The 17,586-nt window shown below is 50.2% G+C and carries 22 protein-coding genes; 6 read left to right on the top strand and 16 right to left on the bottom strand.

Annotated elements, in window-relative coordinates:
- Positions 1–110: 110 nt before the first annotated feature.
- Positions 111–371 (top strand): type II toxin-antitoxin system RelE/ParE family toxin, encoded by a 261-nt coding sequence (locus ACXX82_RS18080; protein ID WP_322237072.1) that lies wholly within the window; start codon positions 111–113, stop codon positions 369–371.
- A gap of 11 nt (positions 372–382) precedes the next feature.
- Positions 383–622 (top strand): HigA family addiction module antitoxin, encoded by a 240-nt coding sequence (locus ACXX82_RS18075; protein WP_458563417.1) that lies wholly within the window; start codon positions 383–385, stop codon positions 620–622.
- Between the two features lie 186 nt (positions 623–808).
- Here ACXX82_RS18075 and ACXX82_RS18070 read toward each other — a convergent pair whose 3' ends face one another.
- The 4 genes from ACXX82_RS18070 to ACXX82_RS18050 form a co-directional block, all read right to left on the bottom strand.
- Positions 809–1,129 carry an RHS repeat-associated core domain-containing protein gene (locus ACXX82_RS18070; RefSeq protein WP_503421165.1) on the bottom strand — a complete coding sequence of 107 codons (321 nt, stop codon included), beginning with the start codon at positions 1,127–1,129 and terminating at the stop codon, positions 809–811.
- A 128-nt stretch (positions 1,130–1,257) separates the two neighbouring features.
- Complete coding sequence (locus tag ACXX82_RS18060; RefSeq protein WP_458563416.1) at positions 1,258–1,440, bottom strand: hypothetical protein; 183 nt, start codon at positions 1,438–1,440, stop codon at positions 1,258–1,260.
- 43 nt (positions 1,441–1,483) lie between these two features.
- Complete coding sequence (locus ACXX82_RS18055) at positions 1,484–1,777, bottom strand: hypothetical protein (RefSeq protein ID WP_322237067.1); 294 nt, start codon at positions 1,775–1,777, stop codon at positions 1,484–1,486.
- A gap of 433 nt (positions 1,778–2,210) precedes the next feature.
- Entirely contained in the window at positions 2,211–2,423 is a 213-nt protein-coding gene (locus ACXX82_RS18050; protein WP_458563415.1) for a hypothetical protein, read from the bottom strand.
- On the opposite strand from ACXX82_RS18050, the gene ACXX82_RS18045 reads away from it, so the two are divergent.
- Positions 2,422–2,607, top strand: a complete 186-nt coding sequence (locus ACXX82_RS18045; RefSeq protein ID WP_458563414.1) for a hypothetical protein — start codon at positions 2,422–2,424, stop codon at positions 2,605–2,607. The two genes, ACXX82_RS18050 and ACXX82_RS18045, sit on opposite strands and share 2 nt — an antisense overlap.
- A 376-nt stretch (positions 2,608–2,983) precedes the next feature.
- On the opposite strand, the gene ACXX82_RS18040 is transcribed toward ACXX82_RS18045, so the two are convergent.
- The 10 genes from ACXX82_RS18040 to ACXX82_RS17995 form a co-directional block, all read right to left on the bottom strand.
- The gene (locus ACXX82_RS18040) at positions 2,984–3,937 is read right to left on the bottom strand and encodes an ABC transporter substrate-binding protein (protein ID WP_458563413.1); all 954 of its coding nucleotides are present in this window, start codon (positions 3,935–3,937) and stop codon (positions 2,984–2,986) included.
- Positions 3,937–4,749, bottom strand: coding sequence for a siderophore-iron reductase FhuF (fhuF, locus tag ACXX82_RS18035; RefSeq protein ID WP_458563412.1), 813 nt, complete (start codon positions 4,747–4,749; stop codon positions 3,937–3,939). Before fhuF ends, ACXX82_RS18040 begins: the two co-directional genes overlap by 1 nt.
- On the bottom strand, positions 4,746–6,785 hold the full coding sequence (locus ACXX82_RS18030; RefSeq protein ID WP_458563411.1) for an iron ABC transporter permease: 2,040 nt from the start codon (positions 6,783–6,785) through the stop codon (positions 4,746–4,748). Before ACXX82_RS18030 ends, fhuF begins: the two co-directional genes overlap by 4 nt.
- A gap of 5 nt (positions 6,786–6,790) precedes the next feature.
- Positions 6,791–7,741 (bottom strand): ABC transporter ATP-binding protein, encoded by a 951-nt coding sequence (locus ACXX82_RS18025; protein WP_322237059.1) that lies wholly within the window; start codon positions 7,739–7,741, stop codon positions 6,791–6,793.
- Between the two features lie 137 nt (positions 7,742–7,878).
- On the bottom strand, positions 7,879–8,850 hold the full coding sequence (locus ACXX82_RS18020; RefSeq protein ID WP_323507600.1) for a TauD/TfdA family dioxygenase: 972 nt from the start codon (positions 8,848–8,850) through the stop codon (positions 7,879–7,881).
- A gap of 36 nt (positions 8,851–8,886) precedes the next feature.
- Positions 8,887–9,561, bottom strand: coding sequence for a 4'-phosphopantetheinyl transferase family protein (locus ACXX82_RS18015; protein ID WP_458563410.1), 675 nt, complete (start codon positions 9,559–9,561; stop codon positions 8,887–8,889).
- A 26-nt stretch (positions 9,562–9,587) separates the two neighbouring features.
- Positions 9,588–10,322, bottom strand: a complete 735-nt coding sequence (locus ACXX82_RS18010; protein ID WP_458563409.1) for a thioesterase II family protein — start codon at positions 10,320–10,322, stop codon at positions 9,588–9,590.
- A gap of 9 nt (positions 10,323–10,331) precedes the next feature.
- A complete protein-coding gene (locus tag ACXX82_RS18005) occupies positions 10,332–10,544 on the bottom strand; it encodes an MbtH family protein (RefSeq protein ID WP_458563408.1) in 213 nt (70 codons plus the stop codon).
- Between the two features lie 141 nt (positions 10,545–10,685).
- On the bottom strand, positions 10,686–11,255 hold the full coding sequence (locus ACXX82_RS18000; protein WP_322237049.1) for an RNA polymerase factor sigma-70: 570 nt from the start codon (positions 11,253–11,255) through the stop codon (positions 10,686–10,688).
- 632 nt (positions 11,256–11,887) lie between these two features.
- Positions 11,888–12,631, bottom strand: a complete 744-nt coding sequence (locus ACXX82_RS17995; RefSeq protein ID WP_322237047.1) for an SDR family oxidoreductase — start codon at positions 12,629–12,631, stop codon at positions 11,888–11,890.
- Between the two features lie 122 nt (positions 12,632–12,753).
- Here ACXX82_RS17995 and ACXX82_RS17990 point away from each other — a divergent pair, with 122 nt between their 5' ends.
- On the top strand, positions 12,754–13,671 hold the full coding sequence (locus ACXX82_RS17990) for a LysR family transcriptional regulator (protein WP_322237045.1): 918 nt from the start codon (positions 12,754–12,756) through the stop codon (positions 13,669–13,671).
- A 224-nt stretch (positions 13,672–13,895) separates the two neighbouring features.
- Positions 13,896–14,225, top strand: a complete 330-nt coding sequence (locus tag ACXX82_RS17985) for a DMT family transporter (protein ID WP_322237043.1) — start codon at positions 13,896–13,898, stop codon at positions 14,223–14,225.
- 422 nt (positions 14,226–14,647) lie between these two features.
- Here the strand turns inward: ACXX82_RS17985 and ACXX82_RS17980 are convergent, their stop codons facing one another.
- Together ACXX82_RS17980 and ACXX82_RS17975 are read right to left on the bottom strand one after the other, a co-directional pair.
- Positions 14,648–15,667 carry a DUF2891 domain-containing protein gene (locus ACXX82_RS17980; RefSeq protein ID WP_322237041.1) on the bottom strand — a complete coding sequence of 340 codons (1,020 nt, stop codon included), beginning with the start codon at positions 15,665–15,667 and terminating at the stop codon, positions 14,648–14,650.
- Between the two features lie 121 nt (positions 15,668–15,788).
- Positions 15,789–16,781 (bottom strand): serine/threonine protein kinase, encoded by a 993-nt coding sequence (locus ACXX82_RS17975; protein WP_322237039.1) that lies wholly within the window; start codon positions 16,779–16,781, stop codon positions 15,789–15,791.
- A 221-nt stretch (positions 16,782–17,002) separates the two neighbouring features.
- Here ACXX82_RS17975 and ACXX82_RS17970 point away from each other — a divergent pair, with 221 nt between their 5' ends.
- Positions 17,003–17,437, top strand: a complete 435-nt coding sequence (locus ACXX82_RS17970) for a VOC family protein (RefSeq protein WP_458563407.1) — start codon at positions 17,003–17,005, stop codon at positions 17,435–17,437.
- Positions 17,438–17,586: the final 149 nt, after the last annotated feature.

Genomic DNA, 17,586 nt, shown 5'->3' with positions numbered 1-17,586 from the left:
AAAGGTTGATCAAAGTCTGCTAGCAGTCTGATCTGTCTCTGCTAACGCGACAGAATCCTATTTTTCCAGTGTTATTAATTACCTGATTAATGGAAAAATAGTAGTCCATATTGACTGTTAACTGTAGTAACACTGAAGCCCTGTTCACCACGGGCAAGAGTCGCCGGTTTGCCAACATAAAGAGTGTAGCCGAGCGTAAGCTGGCCCTACTCAATTCAGCACCCTCAGTGAATTTTATGAAAGTCCCGCCAGGCAACGACCTGAAAGAGTACAACGGCGCTTGGCATGCGCGGATCAACGACCAGTGGCGTCTAACCTTTAAGTGGGGTGAAAGTGGACCCTACGACGTATTGATGAAAGACCCACACTGAGCCTGAAGCCTATGGGTGTCGGCGTGCGGGCTGTGGCTTTGGCTCTGCATGTTCCTTACTCGCGTCTTAGCGAGATCACCCAAGGAGTACGTGGCGTGTCTGCTGATACAGCCCTGCGCCTCGAACGGTATTTTGGTAGCGAGGCGCAAGGCTGGTTGAACCTCCAAAGCGCCTACGATCTTCGTATTGCCGAGATATCTGCTGGAAAGGCCATCGCCCAAGCGATTAAGCCGCTCGCGCTGGCTAGCTAAGGAAAATCTCTCAAAACAGATTGGAAATTAATGAAACTGTATAGACATTTATTGTCGATAGCCTTATTCGGCACGATGAGTTGCATCGCGAATGTTTCTTGGCATTCTTGCTTACATCGTATTAGACCAATATAACTATCGTCGAGAGCATAGCGACCGTAAGCATTTAATCCAATATTATTGGTTTTAATCCAATATTATTGGTGTTGCGGCATTCTGCCCCGTAGGATCCGTGTAAGTTAAAGGGTTATTCAATCCGTAAGTGCACGTATTAATCCCACCCGCCAACCCAATCGGGTCGCTCTGCAAATACCGTCCCAACTGCGGATCATAATCCCGATAGTAATTATAAAAGTGATCCGTCTCCCGATCATACAACTGGCCGGGGAAGCGCGGGTTGTAGGTGAAGTTGCCGAGTCCGCGTGGATTCTCACTTGGTGGCAAGATGCCGAACGGATCGCCAAGATCCCAGCGCCAGACCATCTGGTTATTGCTGGCGTCGGTGATGACGCGGGGTGTATTGCTGTGGTCGGCATAAATGTAAAAAATATCGGTGACGGTCGTTGGTTCGCCGCCCTTGGTCGGAAGGGGCCGCCAGACCGCGATCAGAAAATTATCAATGGCTCATGATGAATTCACGGTTTAATTGGTGATGGCTTGGCATTGTTTCCATGGGGTGGATTTTGCGCAAAATAAGCTTCGGCCAAAGCATAATCTTCAGGCCGCCAGTTTAAAGTAGTTAAGGCCGCCGCTTTTTTTCGACGTCTCTCAAAGACCAAACGTACTGCATCAACTCGTAATGATTTTGACTCAACCATAAGCACAGTTTTTGCTGTAGCTTTGATTACAGAATAGATTGCTCTATGTAGATCGCGCCATATTTTTTTCAAAGCGCACACAAGCTGACGACGCCTCATCCGGGTTATCGTGGCGGTCAGTGATAACAAAACTCGTAGTATCGCCCGGTGTATTTGGCACCATTTTTTTACTGATTAATTTCGCGCTGACCTTATTGCTAAGTAAAATCATGCTAACGAAAGCACTAAGAATCGCCACACTCAACCCGCGAAATACGCCACGCACTGGATCGTATTGCTGCAGCGCCGATGCCTCTTTCTGCGTCTTAACAACTACCGCCGATGTCGATACGCGCACGTGAAATCAACACGGGCGAGACACGACATGGCGCTTCTGTCTGTTTGGTATAAGAAAAATGCTCAAGAATTTGTTAGATTTTTATTCAGCGCAATGGCGGATAAAAAGTGTGTAAGTGCGCAATACTAGATCGGATTAGGCGCAATAAAAAAGGGGTGATTGTGAACAATAAGGAATTTCTTACGTGTCGTCTGATACTAAATTGCACCGAATTAAATAGTAAATTAACCTGAAAAATAGAGTTGGTATAGACGTGCGAATGCGCTAGCCAGAAAACTAAATCGACATGAAAATCGTACGGAGTGAGTATTGTTTTATGGCCGCTATGCGCCAGATTCATGCGGGCACGTCGTGCCAGTTTGGTGCGTTTAATTATTTAACATCGGGGCAAAAATCTGTCCGCCAGCATTGACGCTAGAGGCTTTTAGGTCGGTTATTCCGTTTGCTGATCAGGTTGACGCTTCAGTCGATCAATCCGACTCTCTGCCACATCCGCCAGCATTTGTGATGACATTGAAGCCATGCGTAACAAGCGGTCGGTGTCGGCGGTATCCAGCACGGGTTTTGTATCGCTGCCTCGGTCCATGGTGCTGAAATGGGCCAGATCGATACAGGTTTGTACGCCAAGGCAGATGTCATTGGTCATGGCAATAAATTACGCATGTGGATCTGTTCTATGTTCAAGCGGCAGCCATGAAAAGGCTTGGTGGATTGACGCTGGTTCCGGTTGCGTTGTTGGTCCGGGCGAGTTATTGGGGATATTTGGTTTGGTCATGATGGCATCACCTTGGCAGCGTGCCGGGCAACATCGGATACTTCTTCGACTTTGACGTAACCAGGAATGCGGTGGATGGTGTGTAAACAGGATTGGTAAAACAAGATGTGAGGCATTGTATTTGTCTTGATAGAATTAAAACGCTTAACCGTCACCGCTGCCTAAAGAGGACGCACGAAGACGAGCGCAAATAAAAAAACCGCATTTCGCGGCACGCTCTTTGGATATGTCAAGTCGTCAAACCAGTTCCCTTTTTTCTCAGGGACAAAAAGAGTATAGAGCATCAAGGCGATTTTTGTGCAGACCTGATTACGCATTGATGAGTACTTTTAAGCTTTTTGGTGCAGTGGCTAATATTTGATTCTGTATCCGACGTTTATAAGTTAAATGCAGCGATTTATCCTTAAATTGAAAAAACACCAAAATCGCCCTTACCTATTCAACGCGCCATCACCCCGCCCCGCCGCGAGCATTGCATCCGTCAACTGACGCGACAATTTAGCCGCTGACATCGGGCCGCCGAATCCCCATATATTGCGTGGTACTAACGCTACGTGTCCGGCAATGCGTGCTGGCACATAGCGCCAGATTGGTGAATGGAGCTTTTGTGCTAATCCGACTTCTGGACCGGTTGCGCTGATCATCAAGACGTGCAATTCTTTCTGCTTAAGAAGGTCTTCAGATGATACAAACGTTGTTCCTTCTTTTGTCGGCCAGTTGGGCCAAAGGGAGAGTCCTAATACCTGGGCAATACCACCGGCCATGCTGTTGGTGGCGTAAGCCCAGTACATGTCTTGCAGACCAAGTTCTTGCAATACGGCTAAGCGCTTGCCGGATAATCCGGCAGCAGTGAGACGTGCGCGGTCGGCTGCCAGTGATATTTCCAAGTTCTGCTCTACTTTTTTACCAGCCGCGCTACGACCAGCGAGTTTTGCAAATACGTCAAACACCTTGAGTGCGTGGTCGAGCTGATTTACTTTGATGTCAATTGCGTTGAAGTTGAAAAGTACAGTGGGAGCGATTCGCTCAAAGGCATCAAACAATGCCGCGTGCCTGAACGTGACGCCAACGATGAGATCAGGTTTAAGTCTGGCGATGGCTTCCAGACTGGGTTGCTGGCGTGTGCCGATATCAATAACGTTGCTAAAGCGCGCATTGTCGTAACCGATCCATTCACGGTAGCGATCTGGGTCGACCATGCCAACTGGTGTCAGGTCAAGCGCGGCGAGCGACTCGGCGAACAAAAATTCTAGCACTACTATGCGCTTTGGATGGTCGGGTAATACGGCGCTACGCATACCGATCTCATCCGAGGCCATGGCCTGTGTTGCCGTTAGGATCAAAAAGCAACAAATGGCTAACATCATTTTTTGAAAGAATTGCATCACGCGTCGTCACCTTGGTTCATCAATTGCAACTGGATCGCGAGTAACGGTTCTTTGAGGTTTACTAGTAAAGGACAGCTTGAGCACAACATTTGTTCGCCGGGTAATTGGTTGCGAAGACAGCAAATGCGTCTGATACGCATTGGGTTGGGCAACTGTGCCGATACCGCTCGCACATAACGAATCGCCCTGTATAAGGGGTTGGGTTGACTGGTATCGAAGAAGGCCTGACGCTCGAATAGGTAGGCGATATCGTGCGCTGTGCTTTCATCCACGGCGAGCGTAGAGAGTGCATATTCTAATGAATTGCCAACGTTACTCCACAGCACACGAGCGGGAATTTTTGCGGCTGCTGAAATGGCGGCTATTTGTGGCGCAAGGTGTTCTACACATAGTGAGTGATAGCGCGCAAGAGGATCATCCGTAATGGCGCCAAGCGCGTCGGCAGGCAACCACAGCGTATGGGGCATGCCGTTGCGTAGTACTAACGTACTTGCTTCCAACGCCATGTGGAGCGGACGGCGTAAGACGCGGGCGGCGACCACAGCGGCGGGAATGATCAGACTGAAATAATATTTACTCCATTGCGATAATAGTGCGCGGATATCGTCGCCAGCGTAATGCTGTTGCATCGCGGTGATTAATGACGCCACATGCTCCGTCAGCCGGTTAGCTGGTACTAACAGGCTGGCTCCTTTGATGACTGGATGTCGGCCAAGCCAGACACTTCGACACTGCGCTGCGAATTCTGCTGGTACGGATGCGGCCAGGCAGATTGAATTGCCAAAATGGTCTATCGCGACGGCATTCATTGACGACCTCGCGCTGAGCGTTTACGGCGACTGAACGCTAACATGCCAAGCAGATACGGCGCGCCAATCAGCGCTGTCATGACGCCAGCCGGTATTTCGATCGGTGCCAAGATAGTGCGTCCCAAAATGTCGGCGAGTCCTAACAAAATGGCACCGAGAAGCATGGCAATTGGCAGCCGACGACGATGCGGATGAAAGCCGAGCATGCGCGCCAGATGCGGCGTCATCAAACCTACAAATGCGACTGGCCCTACAACCGCAACGGCGGCGCATGCTAAGAGCGTGGCTAGTCCCAGAGCGACCAGTCGCAAACGTGTCACTGGAACGCCGAGTGCCGCGGCACTTTGCTCGCCGAGTGCCAGCAGATCGAGTGGGCGCGCGAGCCAGTAAATCATCGGTATAGTCAGCACCAGCCATGGCAATAATGATGCCGCATCAGTGGCGCTCCGACCATACGTGCCGCCGACCAGCCAGACCAAAAAGCGAGCTTGCTGAACGCTGTTTTCAACGATCAGCCATTGAGAGAGCGCGGCACACATCGCGCCTAAAGCTATGCCGGTTAGTGCGACTGGCAAAGGTGCCAGACGATGGCGACGGTTAAGAAACAATATGATGAGCAAGATAGTTGTGCCACCTAGTAACGAAGCCCCGAACATGGCGGGACGCGAGACCAACGGCGATACGACTAACGCTAACAACACTGCTAAACCCGCCCCTTGGGTAATGCCTAACACTTCCGGCCCCGCGAGAGGGTTGCGCACGACGCTTTGCAATAAAGTCCCGCTGCCCGCTAGCAATGCACCGGCCAACATGGCTGTCAACACGCGTGAAAGTCGCAAGTCAATTATTAGCCGTGCCACCGCATCGTTGCCTATTGCTGCTTCCCACCAACTTAGCGGACTAAGCCAAGTATCGCCGCACGCGACGGCAAAGGCAGCCAACGCAATGAGCACACTGACACAGAGCAATAGACAGGTCTGAAAAGATAAATTGACACGCAGCGCGGCACGCACTTCGGTTTCTGCGCCTGCCAGCATGCGCTTGCGATGAATCAGCAGTAGTAAAACGGGTGTACCGATAACGGCAATCATGACGCCGGTGGAAACGGTGGCATCCAATTTCAACGCTAGTACGAGGCTATCCGCGGCGAGCAGAATACATCCGCCCCATAAGGCCGATAGTGGCACAAGAGCACGGAGTCTGTGCACACCCGCGGCGCGGATAAGATTAGGTGCGATCAGTCCGACAAAACCCATTGGTCCCGCCACGCTCACCGCTGCGGCAGCAAACATGGTTGCGGTGACCATCGTCACTAACCGCATTGGTCTCAATGGTACGCCGAGCATCCGCGCACCGTCATCGCCGAGCGCACTGACTTCTAACGGACGAATTAACCACGGTAATACTAAGAGTGGCGCAATCAACCATTTCATGACAGTAATGAGCCCCGCCGCACCGGGTTGATATAGCACGCCGTTACTCCACAACGCAACGCTCGCAATATCATCTTCAAATATCGTCAGCAGCATCATGGTGATGGCCGAAAACAGTAGCGAGCAGGCAGTTCCGGCGATAATCAATTGCAACGCAGATACGCGCCAGCCGCCCGCTGTCACCATCGCTAACAGCGCGGCCAATAATCCGCAGCCAAACAATAACGGCACATTGGCGACGCCGCCCAAGGCAGGCAACATGATCGCGGCGAATACGCCAAGTTGCGCACCGCCGGTGACGCCTAATAAATCAGGTGCGGCTAACGGATTGCGGGTAAGGGCCTGAAACAGTGCACCGGACAAACCAAGCGCCGCACCTGAAACCAGTGCTGCCAAGACACGCGGCAATCGCAATTCGTATAGGAGTAGACGCGCAACCTGACCATCTGGCATGGTCGCATCTGATTGCGATAGCGCATTGATATCCGGCCACAGGCGCAGCGCGGCTAACATAATCAGGAAAAGTGTGCCGCCAATGGCAAGCTGGTTTGTCCTTGATCCCTGGAAAAGAAAAGGCGAGAAAAGAGAAGTTTTGGCCGTCATAACATTCATGCCGCGTACGCTGATGTGCTGTCTTTGATGCGGTTTTTGAGGCCGCTTTTAAGTTTGTCCTTGGGAGCGTTAACAGCAACGGTGGCAGTACTGATCGGACGGGTTTCTTCAGTAGAACGATAAGACGGCAAACACACTGGCTCGCCGCTTTCGGGATGGTTGAGGCGCATCATCGGCAAACCGAATGTTTCCGACAGACAGACTGGATCGATCATGGCATCGGGCGTGCCTTGATGCAAAATGCGTCCTCCGCGCATCAGGACGATATGATCGCTAAAGGCAGCCGCTTGATTGAGCTCATGCAATACCCACACAATCGTCAGTCCACGTTCGCGGTTAAGGCGGCGTAACTCTCGCAATACATCAATCTGATGATGAATATCGAGATAAGTCGTCGGTTCATCAAGGAGCAATATTTCACACTCTTGCGCTAACGCCATGGCGACCCAGGCCCGCTGCCGCTCTCCGCCGGACAGCGCAGTCACCTGACGATCTGCATAATCCTGAAGTCCGGTCGCGATCAAGGCATCCATCACGGCAGCACGGTCGGCATTGGACGGACCTGAAAAAATCGATCCAAACGCATAACGACCGTAAGCCACAAGTTCGGCGACCGTTAATCCTTCAGGAATCTGATTAAACTGGGCCAGCATGGTGAGCGTCTGAGCGAGTTCGCGCCGCTTATAGGATGCTAGTGGTCGCCCTTTGACTGAGATCGTGCCTTCTGTAATCGGTTGCAAGCCAGCGAGACTGCGTAGCAGTGTGCTCTTGCCACAGCCGTTCGGCCCGCACAATGCAGTGATTTGTCCGGGGGCGATATCCAGACTCAATCCTTTGAACACTGCGTGATCTTGATACGAAACCGAAATGTCGTGCGCTGACAACGCTGGCGCAGAAGTCAGTGATTTGGCAGGATCATGCAAAGAAGCGATTGTTGAGGAGGTCATGCCGTTCCTATTGTTGAAACTAAACTCAAACTAAACTGAAACTAAATTCATACTAAATAAGCAGCGCCTGAAGCAATGACAAGTAAGGAGTAATGCAAAAGGAATAATGCGATAAACCTTGACCGCTTGAAACGCGCTTAACGATCACCATGGCTTTCCGCCATCGCCACCATGACTTTGCGCGAACCGGTGAATGGCGCACGCGCATGTGCGGACAACATATTGTCCAGCATCAGGACGTCACCTTGTTGCCATGGAAACGCTACTTTGTGCGTCTCTAACACCGTCCGAACGTGATCCAATTCTGCATCGGTTATTACACTGCCGTCACCGTAATACACATTCCGCGGCAAGTTTTCTTCGCCCACGCTATCTAATAATATTTCGCGCATATCGGGATCCAGCGTAGAAATATGAAACAAATGCGCCTGATTGAACCACACGGCATCGCCCGTGACCGGATGTTGGCCGACGCCTTTACAGCGTTGACTAGTGCGCAAATCGCCCTCCTCCGACCACTCAAACGCAATCGCGTGCTGATTGCAATAGGCCTCTACTTCCGCCGTATTCTCGGTGTTAAAAACCCGTTGCCACGGCAAATCCAGTCCGTTGCCATAATTGCGCACGTACATCAAGCCTTTGTCAATGAAGCGCTGGCGAATCTCTGGTGCGATGTCGCGATACACCGCACGGCTATCGGCAATTGGCGTCTCGCCACCGACCTGTGCGGCAATATCGCAATAGAACCAGATCTTCATCGGCCATTCGCTGGTGTAAGCTTGCTCGTTATGTAGCGGAATATGTTGATGTGCCGGATATTCGGTCGAGGTGTAAATGCCGCCACTGACCTTGCTGCGTGGCGTCGAGCCAAATTCATAGTTCAGTAGCGGATACCCAAACGATGCCGCAAATTGTTGGAAGGCTTCGGCCCCGCCAACAGCGAATCCGGTAAATAAAATCGCTCCGACTTCTGGCAACCGTGATGTCACGAGTGCATGCAATTGCGGTAAAAGACTCATCACGCTGGCACCCGACTCAAGTGGACTGACTTTCAGCGGAAAGCCAAACTCGACACAGAGGCCGGTCGTATCAATTGATTGTATTTGCATGTTGAAACTCTCCAGATAAACGGCTGCACCAAGACCTCATGGCGCGAAATATAAAGCGACTGCTGCACAATAGCCGTCAGTAGTTACTATTGGCTGCACTGAGATCAATGCGGGATCAAATGGCGGAGCCGCATCCGGCGCGCATACGCGTCCGTCATCTTGTAATGCAATGGTCCGCATATGATCCCCGCCAATCCCTACGCCGACCGCCTTGAGTGCCGCTTCCTTACCGACCCATAAACGGTAGAAGGCATCCTGTGCTGCTGCGGCACTCAATGCCGCAAGCCTGGCGCAGGCTGATGGCGTACAAATAAGCGGCGCTAAACCCGCAACATTTATCGGTGATAATTTTTCAATATCAACACCGACTTGCCCCGACTGAGATACAGCGATTAAGCCACACGCGCCTGAATGCGATACGTTGAACGGAAGCGATGCACCTAGTGGCGTAACTAATTCCGGTTTTCCGAAATGATCGCGTTGGATCAATGCCATCGGATCTACGTGGTACACAGTTCCTAATATTTTTCTCAATGCAGCGCGCACACCGGCAAAACGAACCCGATCTTCGCGCTGGCGGAAACGCAACATTTCCTGCTGCTCTTGCGGTAATAGTGCTTGTAACGTAGCGATGTCCGGCTCTTGCGTCAGATTCAGATGTACTTGCCAGTAGCGAACCTTTTCCGAAAAAATGTGTGTGGCTGACGACAATTCGAAGCAGCTCGTTGCGTTGATCGTCAAGCTGCCTCAACTACTGATTGTGCGGAGAGCGCTTCCAATCGCCCTAACAAAACACGCTCGTGGTCACGAATAAAGAAATGATCGCCATCGAACATCTGAGTCTTAAATTCTGCCGTTGTTTCACACTGCCATGCATGCAGCGCTGCAGTCGATACGACTGGGTCACGCGTTCCGCCGAATGCGTAAATCGGGCAACGCAGTGGCGTGCGTTCACGTCGAACAAAACTGGCACCCAAACGAAAATCTCCAGCCATTACGGGCAATACCATTTCCATCAATTCGGCGTTTTGCAGAAGTTCTGTCGGCATGCCATTTAGGCGGCGCAACTCTTCCATCAATTGTGCATCTGTTGGCCACGTGCTAGAGAAATCATCTCTGGCAATATCGCGCCAAATCGGCCCCGGCGCTCCTGAAACGAATAGTGCCGCAGGCATCGATACGCCAAGCTCTGCTAACGCATAAGCTAACTCAAAAGCAAGCAAACTGCCCAGACTGTGACCAAACAATGCATATCGCGGCGTGCTATGCGCTGCGGCTGATAGTTCATCAGCTAATTGCGCGACCAACACGTCAAAGTCCTTAACCAACGGTTGGTTCAATCGGTTGCCACGCCCTGGCAATTCGACCGGATGCACCGTCATCCAATGCGGTAATAATCGACGCCAGGGCGCGTAGACATTCGCGCTAGCGCCAGCATGCGGCAAACAGAACAGCGTCATTGATGACTTCATCTGTCGTTACTAGATCGATTGCGCAGCCAAATGTCGGCGCAGGCTTAACGGGCGCAGATCAACCCAGACTTCTTCAATGTGCGCGAGACACGCCTGCTTGTTACCGATGAAGCCGGTTTCGCGCCAACCCAATGGCATATCCTTGTAGTCGGGCCAAATCGAGTATTGCTCTTCGTGATTCGCTACGACTCTAAAAACTGTATCTATGCTATCAAAACTCATGTCGTTACTCCTTGAACCATGGTGGGAAATGGCCACCCATTTTCTTATAGACGGATGAGCACGGGTTTTATTTACCCTTAGTTTACATGTGGGATCAGCCGTGTAATCGTTGGCCTGAACAGGTTTTGTTCAGTCTTTGATTTAGCCTCTGCATGCAACCGATGGCTCACGCAATAATGCATGCGCACCCTGCACGCAATTTAGACAATGGGTGGTGGCATCACGGACCATAAAGTGGACCAAGGTTTGTGATACTTTGAGTTCACGCGCTGTTTCTTGTAATGTGCAATCGCCAATGCGCACCATCTCAAAAGCAGTCCGCGTGCGCTTGGGCAATGTCGACAACGCATCCGACACGTGTTGCAACATGTCGCGGAGAATCACGCTCGCCTCAGGCCCCGCATGCGGAGACGGCACGTCATAGCCTTCTTCTTCATTGGTGGTGTGACGACGCTCAAAGGTCCTGCGACGGTAATGATCAATCGCCAGATTACGCACCATTCGCATGAGATAAGCTAATGGTTGACGCACTGATGCGAGCGCAACGCCTTCGCTGACTTTAATAAAAACGTCCTGTACAACATCCTCGGCACGACAGCGACAACCGGTAATTCCTGTTGCAATATTCACCAGCAGATTACGATTTGCAATCAACACTGTACCTACTTCTGCACTTCCGTTATTCGCTTCCGGCTGCCTTGACGTACCCATGTTGTCGCTCCGTTCTGCAAGTGGTGGAACGAAGACTATAAAGCAAATACGAATCATTCTCAATACAATAATTGGCGTGCAGCAATAAATAAATACGTCATTTACGCTATATTTGAATCACTATTATTTAGATCACAATGTTTTATTGTCACTCAAAATGAGGATCGAATTGTCGATGAATTAACGCACTTTTAACGTTGCTTTGAAAGTAATAAAGTGTGAAAAAATCATCCTTTTGACAGCATTGAAATTGTAAAATAAATAACTATTTCGAATTGTCAAACGTGATCAATAATGGCTATTATTTCTTAATAGAGAGATGACCTGACAAGGTCACCGTAAGGGCTTGCGGAGACAAACGGCTGAAGGTACGGCTGAAGGTTTTTATACTTTTCTAACGACATTTATGGGATCAATTAATCAATATTATTTACAGCAATCGATAATTTTATAATAACGACTTTAAAAAGAAAAAACGGCACACTCAGCGCCGCTTTTATCTTTACTATTTACTATTTTATAGTTAAGCATTTTCACTTAGCTCAATCATGCTCGTACAATATTTAGTACAACATTTATAACAATATTAATGAAAAAATTTATGGCATTATTTAGGTTAAACACTTACTAACTTAGAAATCCTGAACCGTTGGCCGCAAGACAATTTCATTAATATCCACGCCAGCGGGTTGCTCAATTGCGTAAGCGATTGCACGCGCGACCGAATCCGCTGGAATCGCCATCTGATAAAAATCATTCACTGACGCAGCACTTGCTTCGTGGGAACTGCCCAGCTTGAGTTCGGAATCCACCGCACCTGGCGAAATGGTCGTGGTGCGGATCGCGCCACCCACTTCATGACGTAATCCTTCAGTAATCGCATGCACGGCAAACTTGGTGCCACTATAAACAGTGCCGCCCGGACTGAATACTTTAATACCGGCCACCGAAGCAATGTTAATAAAATGTCCACTGCCTTGTTTTTGAAAAATTGGCAATACCGCTGCAATGCCGTAGAGCACGCCTTTGATGTTAATGTCGATCATCCGATCCCACTCATCCACCTTGGTCTCGCTCATCGGCGCAATCGCCATCAACCCCGCGTTATTTACCAATACATCGACACGTCCAAAAGTGCGGACGGCGGCGTCGATCAACGCCTGCACTTCAACAGCCTGCGTCACATCTGTGGCAGCAATCTCTACTTTTCCACCTGCTGCGCGAATGTCAGCGGCAATCTGAATCAATTTATCCAGGCGCCGTGCGCCGAGCATCACTGAAGCTCCAAGAGCGGCCAGATGGCGCGCAGTGGCTTCACCCAAACCGCTGCTGGCACCGGTAATCACAACTACTTTACCTTCGATATTTTTGTTCATTTTTGTTACTCCAGTTTATGCAAAACATTTTTTGCGTTGGAGCAAGTATCGTAGGATACTATCTGCCAGTAAATGATCAATATTTCACTTTATAATTCCATTTTTTGGAATAGTTAGGGAAAATGTTAAATCGCTTAGAAATGTTGCGTATCTTTTGTGTTGCAGCGGAAGCAATCAGTTTTAAAGAAGCCGCGATCAAACTTGGTATATCGCCGCAAGCGGTCACCAGAGCGGTGCGAGAGCTTGAACGATTACAAGGTGAGCTTCTGTTTCATCGTAATACACGCAATGTCCAAATTACTGCCTACGGCGAAATGCTCGCAACCCGCGCCAGTCAAAGCGTAGCGCAATTGGATGGTCTGTTTGTAAGCGCCGATGAAACTAGCGAGTTGGAATTGGAAGGTCTGATAACGCTGACCGCACCCAGCGTCCTCGGGCGTCAGTTATTGTTGCCTGCGCTCACGTTGATTGCAAAACAACATCCTCAACTCCGTTTCGACCTTCGTCTAAGTGACCGCCATGCTGACGTGGTAAGTGAAAAAATCGATATCGGCGTACGGATGGGGTATTTACGCGATAGCCGTTTCGTCGCACGACAGGTCGCCAAAGTGCGCTTTCATGTGGTTGCTACGCCGGGCCTCTTTGCCGAACATGGCGATCCCAAACATATAGAAGATTTAAACGCACTCCCAACCACCGCCATGTTTGATCGCGATACCGGTCGACCATGGCCATGGTTATTCGCGGGAGGACAGCAATCTAACCCTCCCAACGCACGTTTTATTTGCGATGACGCAGAAGCTGAATTGGCGGCGGTGCTATCGGGCCTGGCGTATGGTCAGATACCGGGATTCTTAGTGGAAAAATTAATCGCCGCCGGAGAGCTTATTCCTGTGATGGAAAAACTGGCTCCCGAGCCTTGGGGCTTGTTTGTGTATCGACCACAGCGAGGTCCGGTACCCGCCAGAATCCGACTTGTATTTGATGCGTTGATTCTCGCTCTGTCCGACGAAGAACCCCATGGCACAGACAGCGAGTAAGCGCTCCCAATATTATCGGCATTGCCGCATTCATGCAAAAACCTGTCGCGCAAACATCCGAGGTGTTTGTCTGTTCTTATATGATCAGATGTTCACGCAGAACGCACGCACAAAGAAATACGCAAACCGATAGCGACTTAACGTGAACTGAGAAAATCCAAAATCGATGATGTTAGTCGACCAATTTTCACCCGCTGCGCCAGTACTGGCTTCTAAGGAAAATAATGCATTGGCTCTATTTAGGTATCGCTATCGTCGCAGAAGTCATTGCCACCAGCGCACTAAAAGCCAGCAGCGAGTTCACCCGCTTGCTGCCGTCAATCGTAGTCGTCACAGGTTATCTGATCGCGTTTTATTTTCTGTCGCTAACATTGCGCACATTGCCGGTCGCCATCGTGTATGCGATGTGGTCCGGCATTGGTATTGCGCTAATCGCCATGATCGGGTGGCTAGTATTCAAACAAACGCTGGACACCGCAGCGTTGATCGGGATCGGTTTGATTGTGGCGGGCGTCGTCGTACTGAATGTCTTTTCTAAATCGGTTGCGCATTAACCGTTCGCTTAAGTTTATTGACATATAAAGCTTGTAGACGGGGTTATTGCAAACTGAATCACAGCCACTATAAATGCTGTGGAAGTTGCAGTTACAGTTGCTTTTGAATTTGACGTACCCCGTCAAGGACGCTGCCAAGTATTTCAGCTGTCAGTCGGGAATTGTTGGAAGACATGTTTGAGCGAAGCGATTTGGTCTTTCAACCCGACTGACGGCTGAAATACTTGGGAACCCGCAGGGCAGCGTCAGTTGCGGTCGCCTTTTCTTTGGTTACTTTTTCTTGGCGGGGGCGCCGAGCCGAGGCAAAAGAAAGTAACTACCTGTCGGGCTACCCCGACCAGCATCCACGGAGCACCAACCGCTCAAGTTATCCAAGCATCGAACCGCAAGCCCTTCCCGACTCAAAATACCTGCACAATAAATCAAGCCTCCAAAGCCAACAAAGCAAACGTTCCCAACCAATGTTCCCCCATATAATCACCAGAAATATGTGCAATGGCACTGTCAAAATGGTGATCGGCTGCATCCAATAATACGACTGAACGTGCATCATCCAACGGCAATGCACCTGCCAGTGAACGCTGACACCAGGCACGACTAAAATTAAGTCCGTCCAGATGCGCAATCTTGCCATCGCTTCGGTCAGTAACTGTTGCTGGTTCAAACAAGGTAGCCGGTTGACGTTGCGCCAGATGAGGCAAAAATGCACGGAACCACGTATCAAATTCGGCGGCTGGCAAAACCTGCCGCATCAGTTCAGCCTCCATCAGCGCAGGCGACAAAAATTCATCCCCGCTTGGTTCCCAGGCCTGACAGTCCACGTCCTGGGCATGCCACCGTCGTGCCGTTTCGGCGATCAGTGTTTCCAACTGTGTGTTATTAACCGCACGGGCGTATTCCAGCGCCAACGTCATCGCAAAGGCCGTATTGAAATGCGTACCGACGCGCACCGGATAAGTTGCTTTAGGCAAAAAATTAACGAAAAGGGCAACAAAAGCATCGGACAGCGGCATTAAGGTTTTGGCCCAACGCTGGCCTTCTGGGGTGTCAAGTTTGTTCAGCGCAGACTGCAACGCCAGCAACCACCCCCATCCATATGGACGCTCAAAGCCGGCGCGTGATGGCGATGCAAGATAGGCCAACTCACCTTTTACGTTTTCTTCAGTCAGTTGTTGGTCAAACACGGCCCGTATTGCCGAAGCCTCCGCCAATGTCGGATAACGCGTCAACAACCGCGTAAGTAACCAATAACCGTGAACGCAAGAATGCCAGTCGTAGCTGCCGTAAAAAATGGGATAGAGGGCGCGAGGACTCTTTACATCGGCGGCGCTATCTAGCGTATGCGTCAGTTTGTTGGGGTATTCCTGCGTCAGATGACCAAGGACCATGTTGGCAAACTGAGATGCCAATGCGGGTGTGAGTGTTTTGCTGTTTGATGTCATTATGTATCTTCGATTACTTTGTCTATATACGCTTTAGAAGTAGCAAAACTGCCGTCAATTAAATCGAGGCGTTTTGCTGACGAGCTTTGCGTCAATTCCAGCCATCTAGTTGCCAGAAACCTTACGCTGGCCACAACGGTTGCTCATCCATCAATGCGATCTGCTCGCGCAACTCCAGCACGCGATCCTGCCAGTAGCGCTGCGTATTAAACCAGGGGAATGCAACGGCAAAGGCAGGATCATCCCAACGCCGGGCAATCCATGCCGAATAGTGAATCAGACGCAAGGTTCGCAACGCTTCAATCAGATGCAATTCACGCGGATCGAAATCGCAAAAATCCTCATATCCTGCAAGCAGGTCGGACAACTGTCGCACCATGTCCTGACGTTCACCCGACAATAACATCCATAAATCTTGTACAGCCGGTCCCATGCGGCTATCGTCAAAATCGACAAAGTGCGGCCCGGCATCGGTCCAGAGTACGTTACTGCCATGACAGTCGCCATGCAAGCGCAGCGCGCCAACGTCACCGGCACGATCAAAGCAGCGCCGCACACCGTCGAGCGCCTGGGCTACAGTAGTGCGATAAGCCGCAAGCAGATCTTCGGGCACAAACCCGCTTCCCAACAAATAATTACTTGGCTCGATTCCGAAGGTGGTGATATCTAGCGTAGGCCGATGTTGAAATGTTTTTAATTGTCCAACCGAATGGATACGGCCCAAAAATCGTCCGAGCCATTCTAACGTCGCACTATCTTCCAATTCAGGCGAACGTCCGCCATGGCGTGGAAACACTGCGAATCTGAAGCCGTGAAATTGATGCAAAGTATTGCCGTCTTTACTCGCCGAAGCTGGCACTACGGGAATTTCGCGCTCTACAAGTTCTTCCACAAATGCATGCTCTTCCAAAATCGCGGCATCGCTCCAACGCTGTGGTCGATAAAATTTCGCCACCAGCGGAGGACCATCTTCCATCCCAATCTGATAAACCCGATTTTCGTAGCTATTGAGCGCAAGCAAACGACCATCGCCGTGTAAGCCAATGCTGTCGAGCGCATCGAGCACGGTGTCCGGGGTCAAGGTAGAAAATGATGCGGGTGTGAGTAGGTTCATAATCTCCATTGTAAGCTGCAATGTCGCCCTATCATCTTTCGTGACATCCAAATATTTCAGTCACGGTCACTATTTTTTTCCAACCGAAGGAATACCGCTTATTGACCGTCATTTTTGCCACAATGGGATAAAGCACAACGTCATCATTCAACAGGCGTAAAATTTGGGTTACGGAGAACAAGTGGCCGTTGTTGTCGACATCAATTCAACCGGAATTTTTCATGCCAGCCATCGGCCTCAATCATTACAATTTACGCGCACCGCACGACCTGATGATGATACTCAGGGATTTCTATTGCGATGTTGTGGGTCTCGAAGAAGGTGCGCGCCCTGCTTTTAATAGCGTCGGATTTTGGCTTTATGCAGGCGGTCGCCCGATTTTGCATTTGAGTCAGGCAATGAATGAGATTGCCAGCGAAGCAGTGCAGGAAGTACCAAGCGACGCATTATTAGGCGATGCAAAAAATACAAGATCCAACACTTTTGACCACGTTGCCTTTACCTGTATCAATCAGGCAGAGATGCGAGCACGATTGGCGCTGCATCAAGTCGTGTACAAAGTTGCTTTGGTGCAGATAACGCGGCAAACCCAGCTTTTCTTCAAAGATCCTGCTGGTAACGGCATTGAGCTTAATTTCGAAGAAGAGATCGGCTAATGCACGCATTAGGACGGGACTTCCCAAGCTGATCTTCACGTTCATTTGACTGAGCGTCGGCAATAAAATGGCCGGAGCTAGTCAACACTCCCGTGATTTGATTGTTTTTTGACGCTTTTTGCAGGTTTGGCGCATTTCAATCGTAAAAT

Source organism: Glaciimonas sp. GNP009 (assembly GCF_054343755.1).
The sequence above is the reverse complement of the archived record's forward strand: the minus strand, read 5'-3'. Positions and strand labels throughout refer to the sequence as shown.